This is a genomic window from Marinobacter sp. F4218 (genome assembly GCF_019443085.1).
Classification (GTDB): Bacteria; Pseudomonadota; Gammaproteobacteria; order Pseudomonadales; family Oleiphilaceae; genus Marinobacter; species Marinobacter albus.
Window position 1 is genome coordinate 243,787 of record NZ_JAHZIL010000002.1, and the last position, 11,989, is coordinate 255,775.

Consider the following 11,989-nt stretch of genomic DNA (forward strand, 5'->3'; position numbering starts at 1 on the left):
GCGGGTCATATCGGGAGATGGCCGGTTTTCACCCAAATGATGGTTTCCTGCTCGACAAACGGATGATGCGCGCTCATGTGGGGACTGCGAATCCAGGTTCCCGGCGGGTAACGACCGTGTTCGTCACAGAACTCTCCGGACAGGACAAAGATTTCTTCACCTCCGAAATGCCGGTGTGGCTGGAAACGTTCGTGAGCGGGCCATTTCACAAGCGCAACATGCTCGTGCTCGAAATCGTGGAGGAGCATGACTTCCAGGCCGCCAATACCGGGAAGCCAGGGTGTCGCATGAGTGTCAATGCGAACCGTATCCAGATCCCGAGGATCGAATTGATGCAGCTTTACCAGCAGTGTACATCCCTCTTTGCTGAATGGCGCATGACCGCTGCCCGGTGGGTTTCGTAGGTAGGTTCCCGCTGGATAGTCTCCCGTTTCGTCCGAAAAAACGCCGTCGAGAACCAGAATTTCTTCCCCTAGAGGATGCTCGTGTCGCTTGAATGAGGCGCCGGGTTCATAACGGACGATACTGGTGGCGTGACCTCGCTCAGCCTCCTCCCTGGCCAGAGGCTTTCTCAGGACACCGCCGGCAGGGCTCGGAAGCCAGTCCTCATTATCGGAACGGATAACTACCCGTTGTGAAAAATCCATGTTCAGCATGGGGTACCTCAACAGTTGATGTGCCTCGCATCGAGAGACAAAGGCGATCAGGAGATGGAATAGGGCAGTTGGAATCCTACTTGATCAGATTCTGAATATCGCGAAACCTGGGGTGCTTGCAGTCTCTCATCCACTCGAACGCCGCCATCTCCACAGTAACGATTCTTGCCCCACTCTGGTGGAGTCGGTCCAGAGCAACATCCCTGTCAAATTCATTGCGGGACCCGGTAGCATCGGCCACCACCCAAACTTTGAACCCGGCGTCCAAAAGACTGAGGGCCGTCTGCATCATGCAGACGTGGGTTTCGCAGCCACCAATCACGACCTGCTGTCGTCCTTCGGGAAGGCGATCTATCAGGCCATCGGGGCAGGCGTCAAAGTGATGCTTGGGAATGACCTGATGGCAAAGTTCCCGAACCGCGTCCACATTGTGGCCAAGCTTATCCGGCAGCTGTTCCGTCGCCAGGATCGGGACATCCAGTAATCCGGCTATGGTCGCCAGTGTGAGGCACCGATCCACGACTTCCTCGCCCTGACTGATCGCGGGCATCAGCTTTTCCTGGAGATCGATTAACACCAGAGTGCATTGATCGGCTTTCATCAACATGCGGTTGCTCCTGTGGCCCTGCCGGAAACCCACCTTCGTCCTTTTCCATACGTTTGGAACGCAATCGCGTATTTGTTCCTGTGGCAACAAATTGCGTTTCATTATCGGCTTTTTTAACAATAGCGTTCAAACGGTTCAGCCAATCAACGAAATCCCGGACTGCTGGAAAAAAATGGAGGATTTGGCGAAAGGGAGTTGCCAAACGCGAGAAAAACCATTAGAGTTTGCGCCCTCAAATGAGCGACGAGATTGCTGATTTGAAACAGTTTATTGGAGAGGTGGCCGAGTGGCTGAAGGCGCACGCCTGGAAAGTGTGTATACGTTAATAGCGTATCGAGGGTTCGAATCCCTCCCTCTCCGCCAATTATCTTCCGACGATGTCTTGCGCCGCAAGGCCTGCTGAGGAGATACGATAGCTGAGGTTTGTGTCCGTCTGGTGGAACAATCAGGTGGAACAATTATGTACCTTCAGCGTAGCAGTTTCGGGGTGTATTACACCCGCATCCCCCTTCCGAAATTCGCCCGTGATCGCGGGTTCCTCCACGCCTTACGCGTATCGCTGTTAACCAAGTCCCGAAAAATTGCTGTTCAGCGCAATCCCTTGGTCAGCGGTTGTGTGTTGAGCTTTCTGCAACAGCCAGAGACGTTTCGTTCCCGCGAAAACTTTGACCGTGATTTAAGGGACCTTCGACGGGGGCTGCGCGGCTCAGGCCGCTTTAACCCTGCATTCATGGGAATGTAGGAAGAGGGCATGAAAGGGAGAAAAACCCAACACCGTAAGGTTGGCGTTGGGTTTTTGTCGGAGCCGGGCTAACTATCTTCAGTAATTCGATGTTTCCAATAATGGCACCGGCTCATCAAGCACCAACGGTAGGGCTACATATACTCCGAGTCACATCTGCTCGTGCATTCCTGGAATTCCATATTGCAGGCTGAATCCGATTTTTCACATGCCATCAATTGATCCTGACAGCTTGAATAACAGCGATCATGTTCGGAACCATAAGCCAACAAATGAGCGGATCGGTGATCCTTGTTCAGTCCAAGTGTGGTGCGCCAATCTCGATCACCGGAAACGCATAGACCATTCACTTTGCTTTGGGCAGGGTCGCACCGATCATCGTTATCACTTGCATACACGTTGAATGCTGAGAGAGATAAAGCAAGAAACATCAGGATCATTTTCATCATGATATCGTTCCTCTTGGTTTAACCCTCATTATATCTGCCAGAAGTCGGGCTATCTCCTTGGCAACCGCGTCATCAAAAAGGATAGTTGAAAAGAAAGTGAACAAGTAAACAAAAGCGGACCTTTTCTCACCCACAAAAAGCCCTCCAGGAATCGATCAAACCCCGGCGAAGTTAACTGTGCATAAATGCAGCTATAAGTGAAATCTGTGGACACCTTTAAAACGCGGCCTCGTTAAACCCGAAAACGCCGGGCGACAATCTATACTGATGAGTAAGTCGTGTTACCACCTCTTGCTTGATAGGGGGAAAAAACCATGAAAAAAATAGTCCTTCAAGTCGTCACATGTCTGGGCGTTCTTTCATGTTTTGGATCGGTAAACGCGGCGGAGTCAAGAACCCCTCTCGTTCCGCTTCCTTCTATCGACGATTTTACAGATGGCGATGGTTGGGGTGTTGGGCTTGGGCTGGGCGTTGAATATGAGTCTGCTTATGAGGGTTCGGACGAATTCGAACCTGAGATCGATCCGGCTGGGGGTGTTCAGTGGCGAACTGGCGAACACATTTTTTTCTGGGCAGGTGAAGCAATTGGGTGGCGAACACTGGCCAAGGATGCCTGGTTGTTTCAAACCTCTTTAGGCTACGAAGAAGGCCGTGAAGAGGGCGATTCAGAAGATGGCAGACTGGATGGGTTAGGCGAATCGAGTTCTGGGGTGACATTGCTGTTGGAAGTGCGTCATGCCCTTACAGAAGATTGGCGCTACTTTTTAGATGGCCGTGTATTAACAGGAGAAATCGGTACGCTCGGGATTTTCGGCGCAGGAACTTGTTTGGGTTGCCAACCTAACGGCACTGGCTGGGAAGTTGGCGCTGTTGTCACTTTCCACGATGGAAAGCTGGCCAACCGGGACTTTGGTGTGAACACACAACAATCCATAGATTCAGGTCTTCCAGAAACCGATGTTGATAGCGGTTATAGATCAACTGGTTTCAATGTTAACTATCGAAATTACTTGAACGAGAGCTGGCAGGTCTTCGGTGAAGCTCTTTACGAGGTCTATGGGAGTGACGTTTCAGATAGCCCAATATCTCGGAATGATTATGAAGCGGAGATCGGTGTTGGCTTCATTTATGTGTTTTGATGTTCCTCAATAGAGAATTGGGGCAGTTTTCGTCCAGACGCTTTCAACTATAAAACCACCGTAGTGGAGTTGCACACTAGGACAGACCGAAGTTCGTTGGACGACCACAGAAAATGCTAAACCCCTGAAGCCAGGGATCGCGAGGTTAGGGCGCGAATTCCACACGAAGTGCTAAACAAACTTAAAGTAAATTCCAGAATAACGGGCCGATTTCAGTTTCCAAACAAAGTACTAAATTGGTCGTCCGGCTCAGGAGTGACCCTACCTAGGCAGAGAGCGGTTCAGCGCTTGGGGGCAGGTCAGCAGGCCCCTTTAAACACTATCCATTTCCTTTGCGCTGAGAGGCCCTTGCTTTTCTTAAGCGCGTTAGCGAACCGACTGGCCACTTCACTTCGAGTAAGTTAGACCCTCATACTGAATTTGATATGCAGTGGTATTTCAGTCTTCTTCTCAGCAATCTCGTCGAAAAGGAAAAGAACTATGAACATTTACAAAACCATGTTGGCCGCCTTGTTTGTGGGTGGTCTCACGATCACCCTGTCTGCTTGCGAACAGCAGGGGCCTTTAGAGGAAGCTGGCGAAGAAATTGATGATTCGGTCGAGGATACGGGCGACGCCATCGAAGATAAAACAGACGGCTAGTAATCTTGGGGTTGTCGGAAGATCCTGGGAAGGCTCAGATTTACGAAACTCGCAGAATCGCTGAGCCCTCAGACTTCATGAACATCCCTGGTCAAAAAGCGGTGACTTAAGGTTTGACCGAGATAGACCGAGAGCTGATCCAAGACGTTGCTCAAGGCGGCGGTGCGGACCGCATCCTGGAGGGTATAATCGCTATGGCTCATGCGATAGACGGACAGGTGGTTGGGGGCGGCGTTGAAATGGACGAGCAGTTGCAGTTTCTCTCCCGTATCGGGTGTAACTATGCTCAGGGCTTCCTGTTATCCAAACCACTTCGACAGGACTATTTCGAGGCATTGCTAATCCGCGATGCACCTTATTAAAGGCAAGGAAGATATCGTGACTCTCTCCGGCTCTAATCCCGATGCCAGCGCTTCTGTGGCAGCGTTTGACAAGGCCCTGGAACAGCTTGCGCTGACCCACCAAAGCAACCCTCTGGCGCCGAATACCGAGGTACTGGAATCGGCACTTCAGGTCATGGCCGCTCCCGGAGGACTTGACGCGTTGTACGATCGAGTGCCGGCGATGGAGGCCAAGGGCGTGTTTGCCAATAGTGACTGGAACCAGCCTGCCATTCTGCGGCCAGCGCTGGCTGTGCGAACGTTACGCCAGGGAGCCCCTGCCTATACGGTCATCGAAGCCCTGAGTGAGCTCCGCCTGCTGGCCGTGGCCATGGGTGATTATCTGCATCCCGGAATCTCGGCGGAACAGGCCAGAAACTTCCTGGCTCAGGTGACGGCCCTGAACCTGGACCTGTTGTCAGGTCAGATGAGCGAAGCGGATCGGGAGCGTCCGCAAGGGCTCGGGCACATCGTCAATTCGCTTTATCAGTTTCTGCTTAACAGGCTGGGCTATGAGAGCATTCTCGACAGCCTGGTGGATGAAGTACGGCGTCTGCTGGCTCAACGCCCGATTCAGACAGACAGCATCAAACAGATGGTCAGCCAGATTGCCAAATGCCTGTTCGATCCGGCAATCGAGACCTCGGGCATGCACAAAGCGGCGCGTCTGGTCAGCGCTTTATTCGGGCCAACTCCGGGCTGCCGTGACGATCCGGGCTTCGCGGTCTACGGCGAACGCCTGGAAGCCATGGACGATGCTGCACTGTTTGAAGAGGCGAAAGGCTTTGCCAGTGGGATGCAGGAAACCGGCATGGTTTCCCCCTATCATCCGATGCTGTTACGGCAGCTGCGGGAGCACCGGGATGACCTGTTACCCCTAGCATTGGGCCTGAGTATCACCGGCAACGATGTGCTCCAATGCTACCGTCAGATTGTTCATGAACTGATTGATCAGGTTATTCATCCGGAAACCTGCCAGGCTGTCTACGGCCTGGCCATGTTTCTTGAACGCGGGTCCCTGTTTACCCCGCCCGTGGCTGCGGGTTTATGGCGGCAACTTGAACTGAAGCTGTGCAAGACCGCTGCGGACAAACTGAGCACTGTTTTCGGTGATGCGCACCCGCCGCGGGTGTATCTGCTGGCCGGTGTGCTGAGCCTTCTGGGGCAGCCGTTAGGCGTTGGCCAGGGTAACAATCCGACCTGCCAGTCAGTCATTGGCCTTTCGATGTGGTCCTTCAACGATGCTGACTTCCTGTTGCAACTGCTCGCCTGGGCTGCCCGTGATGACGATGTGGTTATGCGGTTCGAAGGCCAGACCATTAATTCTCAGCGCCTGGAAGCTGGCCTCGCGAAGGAACCCCCAACCGATGTCGATCCGGTTTCATTGATTTTGATACCCCACCTTGACCGCGTATATGGCGAGATGGGGCGACTGTGCGGCGTGCGTGACGACGATTTGCATCGCTGGATCAATCCGGAAATGTATGGCTGGTGGGTAGGACACGGCTTTCTCAGTGTTACCAGTCGGGAGACCGGAAAAATTCATGATTATGAGGGTTTTATCCGCCACTTTTATGCCTGCTATCACCCTTACTACAACGGCAACATACCCGTCATACACCCGCAGCCGGCGGGTATAGCTGTGACCGATAGTGGAGGGCGCCTCGTTGGACGTCACGCCATAACCATTATTCGCGTCAATCTCGATCGCGATGGCCTGATGCGGCTTTATTTTTTCAATCCCAACAACGACAGCGGCCAGGACTGGGGCCAGGGCATTAACTGCTCAACACAGAGTAATGGTGAGCGCTATGGCGAAGCGTCGCTCCCATTCGCTGAGTTTGCTTCCCGTTTGTGTGTGTTCCATTACGACACGAGGGAAGTGGGGGACGTGTCGTTGGTTCCCGAGACAGACATTGTCCGGGCCACAGAGCTCGGCCGCACCAGCTGGGCTGCGGGTTATGAGTGAGGTAGGCGACGAGGAAGCCCATATTATTCGCTATGTATATCTGTGGTGATCTCTAAATGATCCGCGAGCTGGAAATTCCCTGCCTCAAGATTTAATTTTAAGGCAGGGAGGGTCGCGCAATGCGTCAGAACGATATCCAGAAAATGAACAGCAGTTTGCCCGAACACAGTGCTGATATCCGGGTAGGCCGGGAGCTGATTCAAGCCACCAAACCTTACGTTGAAGAGTCTTATGTTCAAAGTTGGTGGCAAGTCGGCCCTACTTTCGGGTTAATGATCGCGGCCCTGATAGCTGCCGGAGCGCTTCCGTGGTGGCCGCTTCAGCTTGTGTGTTCCCTGCTGGGCGCACTCTTGATGGTACGTGCCTTTATCACCTTCCATGATTACCTTCACGGTGCCATTCTCAAAGACTCACGCGTTGCTTACTGGCTTTTTCATACCTATGGCGCTTTTGTCCTCACTCCAACCCGCTCCTGGAGTGCTAGCCATAATTATCATCATGGCCATGTGGGGCAGATCTCAGGCGCCAGTGTGGGAGCGTTTCCGCTTTTGACCACCCGTATCTGGCGGGCTTCAACACGGTGGCAGCGCTTAGCCTATCGCGTTCAGCGTCACCCTTTGGTGGTGGTGCTGAGTTATCCGATCGTTTTCGGCCTCAACATCACACTCATACCGTTAATTCGGTCCCCAGCCCAACACCTTGACTCCCTCATTGCGCTGATCACTCACTTCGGGCTGATTGGACTGCTTTGGTGGTTGGGTGGCTTCGGCCTGGCATTTTTTGTCATCCTGCTCCCTATGCTTGTTGCCTCTGCGTTAGGGTGCTACCTGTTTTTTGCCCAGCACAGTTTCCGGCGTATGCAGATTGCTTCGCCCGAAGCCTGGACCTATTACCGGGGGGCCATGGAGTCTTCAAGTTTCATGCGGATGAATCGGGTCATGCAGTGGTTTACCGGTAACATTGGCTTTCACCATATCCACCATCTCAACGTCCGAATTCCTTTTTATCGCCTTCCCGAGGTGATGGCGGCGATTCCGGAGCTACAATCGCCGTTGACCACGACCCTCGCGCCGAGGGATATAGCAGACTGCTTCCGTTATGCCCTTTGGGACGAAGACAAGCAGCGCATGGTTTCTTATCGGGAGGCTAGCTAACAGGAGCTGCCTAGTCGGTGAGCCCTGAAATCCGCTGCGTGGACTCCATCGCGAAGTTACCAATTCAGGCATCGGATAAACATCCTGCACTTCACTGCCGCTTTCTCACCGTTCAGGACAGACGTTATCAGCCAATCTGAATGTCCGCTTTGTGACCGAACCTTCTTTCCCCACGGGCTCAAGCGACGTTTGGTGTGCAACCGAACAGACAGACTTCTGTCAGGCCTTCAAAGTTGATAACAGTGCACTGCTATTGCAGTGGCCAGATCGATGGATCCAGGGTCAGGTCTTGCCTTTTGCTTCCAATAGCAGGGGCAAAAGGCAAGACCTGACCCCGGGTAATCGATTAGGTTCGGGAGGGCGTCATGATCGGTTTAACTCAGGTATCGCAGGGCAATTATTTACCGACTGAGGGGATGAAGGGGCTTTTGCGGCGGTGGTTTTATCTGAAATTCGTTCAGAAAAAGAGCACCGTTGAACTAATGGCCGCAGCCTGCGATCTTCGAAATAAAAGCGCGTTGAGCATTGTGGCGCTGCTGGACGTCGACGAGCAAATGATATCTCAAGTGGTGGGCAAGAAAAGGCTCATTTTTGTTCAGAACTGCCATGCGTACCTAAAGGGCTCAGTAAACCCTGGGGGGTTGGATTCCGGCTTTTCAAACGACTGATATCTAAAACTGCCTTTTTTTGTAGCCTGGCACCTATGACATGGAGATCACGGTGATGCCTCCTTCACCACCGTGATCTTTATTTTGTTACGCCGATAGCGGTTTAACCGACGGAAAATCAATATCAGTCGCTAGTGACACCTCTCCGGGTGTGCATGACATGCTCATCGCTTCCTGTGATCTCAGTCGGTATAAGGGGCTGGGAGTTGTTGGTTATCACGATATCCGTACCGATAACCTGAGGATGGCGCTCGCAGCAGTTGATGAGACTGCTACTCATCTCCCATCGCCTCTGAACCTATGGATGAATGTAGGACTCAGTGATGATGGTGCTATTGAGTTTCTCGCACCGGTTTCTAAGCCGGGCGATGTAATGGAGTTTGAGGCATTAGAAGATCTGATCGTTGCAATGTCTGCCTGCCCGCAGGACATGACACCGGTTAACGGTGACGATAGGGAGATCTATGACCTTAATTTCAGGGTTTACTGAGTCACTGGATGAGTCGCAGAGCAGCTCGCTTGGAACAGCGATACTTGCCCACTATTTCGAGAGGGGGGGGAGGTTAGTCGCTGCCCACTTGAGCTAAGCACCTTTGGCACTCTTCGATAGCGACAAAGGTGCTTGGTTAGGTAGTTACTTCCGATGAAACCGAGCAAATGCAGCCGGGAGCATTCACGTGGGCGGTTCAGAGCATTCAGATCTTTTAATTCGCCGCATTCGTTATAGACGCGCAGGGATTAATCGTCGGACGGGGGGTTAACCGGGTGAGGGAGCGCAATGATCCGACTGCTCATGCGTAAATAGATTCCTATTTTAAACCTGAGCGGAGGCGCGAACTTGGCCAGGATCACGCCCTTGGAGGGCCTGGCGGCCAGGATTGCGCCTTTATCAGTGCTCCGGCCTTCACCCGGCACTAGTTATCATTTCCCTGTTCTTTTGGGGCACTATTCTGGGGGGGGCCGGCATGGTGCTGGCGGTGCCGCTGACCGAGTTTTTCGTGGCTATCTGGGGTGAAATTAAGGCCAGCCTGACCCGCGCACTCGATAACGAGTACCACGAAACGTAGCAACGAGTGATGAGCGATCATGGATTCAGCACAATATTTAACTTATGCGCGGTGTTGTTGTTCATGGAACTTGGCAGCATCCAATAAACCGCCGTTAAACAAGAGATCAGTAAATTACCCGCCTAACTCCAGACAAAGTCCAAAACAAACTTAAAGTAGATCCGAGGATGGGGCGCTGATTCAGAATTCCACACAGATTACTAAATTCGTCGTCCGATTCTGAGGTGAAAACAATCTTGCTGAAAACAAGGAAGCAAGAGAATGGGGTGGGCCTCCATTTGCAGGGGAGCTATTAAACAAAGGCGCGCATGCTGGCATGCGTTATTGCCAAACCTGAATGTTCGTTTTGCGACCGTCAGCTATTCCGGCTAGCGGGCAGATATCTCCTTTGTGAACCATACTTATAGGCCCTCACCCTCCTAAGAGGGCCAAATGATGACATTCTCTATCTGCCAAGCGCCCTGAAATAAGGGAAAGCTCGTTGGCCAGAAACTACCGCTGAAACTCGAACAAATATGGGCTATCCGCATTCGATTGGAAATCGCGAATAATGTCCGTGAACTGGCGATGTTCAACATGGCAATCGATTGCAAGCTCCGTTCCTGCGATATGGTTAAGCTGATAGTTCGAGATATTGCCAGGAACGGAGAGGTGTTGGACCGGGCGCAAGTGATCCAGCAGAAAACCAATCAACCCGTTAGGTTTGAGATCACCAAAAAAACACGTGAGTCAGTCGAAGCATGGATCAAATATCGCGGACTATCTGGCATGGATTACCTTTGGCCGAGCCGGATCAGGAGGTTTGAACACATCACCACTCATCAATACGCCCGTATCGTCAAGAAGTGGATCGGAAGCATTGGACTCGATCCTTCCGTTTATGCCACTCACTCGATTAGGCGCAGCAAGGCAACATTGATCTACAAGCAGACCAAAAACCTTCGAGCTGTCCAGCTGTTGTTAGGGCACACCAATATGTCCAGTACCGTTCGATATCTTGGTGTCGAGGTCGAAGATGCTTTGGAGATAGCTGAGAGTATTGAGATCTGATTGCTGTAACGTGGCCCTAGATCCCAGGCTGCTAGGAAACGTAACGGCTTCCAGAGTCAGTTGATGATCATAATTAGGGTTCTCTATGGCTCCTCCAATGTCTAAACAATCGCAGTCACGGCGACGGCTTTTCCATTGCGGCTTCGCCTTCATTCCAAAACCGCGCATGCTGCGGGCGTTAGCCATCTGTTTCAGTTTCGTGGAGACATACACATGAGCGTGTTGATCAAGATCGAGCAAAGAGGGCGGGTTCTGGTTGCAAGGCTGGACAATCCGCCGCATGCCCTTATGACGGAACCGATGATCCAAGAGCTGGAAGCACTAGTTATTCGGGCAGATATCGATCCAGGAATTGGCGCCGTCGTCTTCACCGGAGCAAACTCGGAGCGATTCATTGCTCACTACGACGTTGGAGAGTTGCTGCAAGTCGCAAAGAGCTCTCCCGCAGTTTCCTACAATCAGGCAAAAGTTACGCTGGCTATAACACGCATGCTTGCCCTAGTTCCCGGCATGCGTGCCTTGCTGCGTAAAACACCAGCCGCTGGAGTCCTGCAACTACAGGATTTCCACGACGTTCTGCTGCGGATGGGGCGAAGTGGAACAATTTTCATTGCAGCGATCAATGGCCAGACTGCTGGCGGTGGTTTGGAGTTTTCTTTGGCCTGCGATCTTCGCTATATCTCCGACCGCGGTGAACTTGCGCAGCCAGAGGTGCTACTGGCGTTTCCGCCGGGTGGCGGCGGCACGCAGCGCATGGCAAGGCTTATTGGCCGGGCACGTGCACTCGAGCTGATGCTGACGGGCCGAGGGATTACGCCCGGCGAGGCCGAACGTCTCGGGCTCGTCACTGAGGTCGTCCCGCATGAGCGCTTGCTGGAGAAAGTCATCGCTGTGGCTGAGCGGCTCGCGCGCAGACCCAAGGCAGCGGTGGGTGTTACCAAGCAGGCTGTTCTGGAAGGGGGCTCACTTTCGCTTGAAAAAGGACTCCATGTTGAGCAGGCGGCGTTTCTGGCACAGCTGGGAACACCACAGGCGAAACGGGCGATGCAAGCCTACGTTGACCATATTCAAAAAACCGGCGTTTTACCTGCTGGTGATCCTGCCGCACGAAAACGTTTAGAAGACGGCACCTTCGTGGATTTCACGAATCGCTAACCCCGCGCTCCACGGGACGCCACTTGCGCGGCGCCCATGAGCTTGAGCGTTAAACGTCTTACCCGAATGTCCGCTTTGCGAGCAGGCCGCGGAGCTTGGCGGCACTGCGGACAAGTATCGACGTCAAATCCAGCAGGATCTGGATAAAGCTGGTATCGATCCCAGTTTGCTTAGGTAAAGGCGCCTTGGGGCAATGCCTCAGAGGCGACCAGGCCAATCTGAAAATCGGGGCCGGGCCTTTGCTTCTGGCCAAATCCGCCCACTCCGACTACGGTTTAAGGCATAAACGCACGAGTTGGGTTCCTCTCTGG

The 11,989-nt window shown here is 52.8% G+C and carries 12 protein-coding genes and 1 tRNA gene; 11 read left to right on the top strand and 2 right to left on the bottom strand.

Features of this window, described 5'->3' with window-relative positions; genetic code table 11:
* Positions 1 to 5: 5 nt before the first annotated feature.
* Positions 6 to 656, bottom strand: coding sequence for a cupin domain-containing protein (locus K0B93_RS01520; RefSeq protein ID WP_219865506.1), 651 nt, complete (start codon positions 654 to 656; stop codon positions 6 to 8).
* A 76-nt stretch (positions 657 to 732) separates the two neighbouring features.
* Positions 733 to 1,263, bottom strand: a complete 531-nt coding sequence (locus tag K0B93_RS01525; protein ID WP_219865507.1) for an isochorismatase family protein — start codon at positions 1,261 to 1,263, stop codon at positions 733 to 735.
* A 272-nt stretch (positions 1,264 to 1,535) separates the two neighbouring features.
* Between K0B93_RS01525 and K0B93_RS01530 the strand changes: the two genes are divergently transcribed.
* The 11 genes from K0B93_RS01530 (at position 1,536) to K0B93_RS01580 (ending at position 11,678) form a co-directional block, all read left to right on the top strand.
* Positions 1,536 to 1,626 (top strand) — tRNA-Ser (locus K0B93_RS01530).
* A gap of 1,142 nt (positions 1,627 to 2,768) precedes the next feature.
* On the top strand, positions 2,769 to 3,593 hold the full coding sequence (locus K0B93_RS01535; RefSeq protein ID WP_219865508.1) for a MipA/OmpV family protein: 825 nt from the start codon (positions 2,769 to 2,771) through the stop codon (positions 3,591 to 3,593).
* A gap of 480 nt (positions 3,594 to 4,073) precedes the next feature.
* A complete protein-coding gene (locus K0B93_RS01540; RefSeq protein ID WP_219865509.1) occupies positions 4,074 to 4,235 on the top strand; it encodes a hypothetical protein in 162 nt (53 codons plus the stop codon).
* Between the two features lie 113 nt (positions 4,236 to 4,348).
* A complete protein-coding gene (locus tag K0B93_RS01545) occupies positions 4,349 to 4,597 on the top strand; it encodes an EAL domain-containing protein (RefSeq protein WP_219865510.1) in 249 nt (82 codons plus the stop codon).
* Positions 4,584 to 6,584, top strand: coding sequence for a hypothetical protein (locus tag K0B93_RS01550; protein ID WP_228743157.1), 2,001 nt, complete (start codon positions 4,584 to 4,586; stop codon positions 6,582 to 6,584). Before K0B93_RS01545 ends, K0B93_RS01550 begins: the two co-directional genes overlap by 14 nt.
* 119 nt (positions 6,585 to 6,703) lie before the next feature.
* Positions 6,704 to 7,738, top strand: coding sequence for a fatty acid desaturase family protein (locus K0B93_RS01555; protein ID WP_219865511.1), 1,035 nt, complete (start codon positions 6,704 to 6,706; stop codon positions 7,736 to 7,738).
* A 365-nt stretch (positions 7,739 to 8,103) separates the two neighbouring features.
* Positions 8,104 to 8,406: a hypothetical protein gene (locus K0B93_RS01560; RefSeq protein ID WP_228743159.1), complete on the top strand. Its 303-nt coding sequence runs from the start codon at positions 8,104 to 8,106 to the stop codon at positions 8,404 to 8,406.
* 121 nt (positions 8,407 to 8,527) lie between these two features.
* Entirely contained in the window at positions 8,528 to 8,896 is a 369-nt protein-coding gene (locus K0B93_RS01565) for a DUF1989 domain-containing protein (RefSeq protein WP_285368301.1), read from the top strand.
* A gap of 388 nt (positions 8,897 to 9,284) precedes the next feature.
* Positions 9,285 to 9,473 (top strand): hypothetical protein, encoded by a 189-nt coding sequence (locus K0B93_RS01570; RefSeq protein ID WP_219865512.1) that lies wholly within the window; start codon positions 9,285 to 9,287, stop codon positions 9,471 to 9,473.
* A gap of 498 nt (positions 9,474 to 9,971) precedes the next feature.
* Positions 9,972 to 10,523, top strand: a complete 552-nt coding sequence (locus tag K0B93_RS01575; protein WP_416383188.1) for a tyrosine-type recombinase/integrase — start codon at positions 9,972 to 9,974, stop codon at positions 10,521 to 10,523.
* Positions 10,524 to 10,736: 213 nt separating this feature from the next.
* Positions 10,737 to 11,678: an enoyl-CoA hydratase/isomerase family protein gene (locus K0B93_RS01580; protein WP_219865513.1), complete on the top strand. Its 942-nt coding sequence runs from the start codon at positions 10,737 to 10,739 to the stop codon at positions 11,676 to 11,678.
* Positions 11,679 to 11,989: the final 311 nt, after the last annotated feature.

What these genes read in the sequence shown, in the direction of transcription:
- K0B93_RS01520 (WP_219865506.1), bottom strand. Translation starts at nt 656, where the DNA reads ATGCTGAACATGGATTTTTCACAACGGGTAGTTATCCGTTCCGATAAT.
- K0B93_RS01525 (WP_219865507.1), bottom strand. Translation starts at nt 1,263, where the DNA reads ATGTTGATGAAAGCCGATCAATGCACTCTGGTGTTAATCGATCTCCAG.
- K0B93_RS01535 (WP_219865508.1), top strand. Translation starts at nt 2,769, where the DNA reads ATGAAAAAAATAGTCCTTCAAGTCGTCACATGTCTGGGCGTTCTTTCA.
- K0B93_RS01540 (WP_219865509.1), top strand. Translation starts at nt 4,074, where the DNA reads ATGAACATTTACAAAACCATGTTGGCCGCCTTGTTTGTGGGTGGTCTC.
- K0B93_RS01550 (WP_228743157.1), top strand. Translation starts at nt 4,584, where the DNA reads ATGCACCTTATTAAAGGCAAGGAAGATATCGTGACTCTCTCCGGCTCT.
- K0B93_RS01555 (WP_219865511.1), top strand. Translation starts at nt 6,704, where the DNA reads ATGCGTCAGAACGATATCCAGAAAATGAACAGCAGTTTGCCCGAACAC.
- K0B93_RS01560 (WP_228743159.1), top strand. Translation starts at nt 8,104, where the DNA reads ATGATCGGTTTAACTCAGGTATCGCAGGGCAATTATTTACCGACTGAG.
- K0B93_RS01580 (WP_219865513.1), top strand. Translation starts at nt 10,737, where the DNA reads ATGAGCGTGTTGATCAAGATCGAGCAAAGAGGGCGGGTTCTGGTTGCA.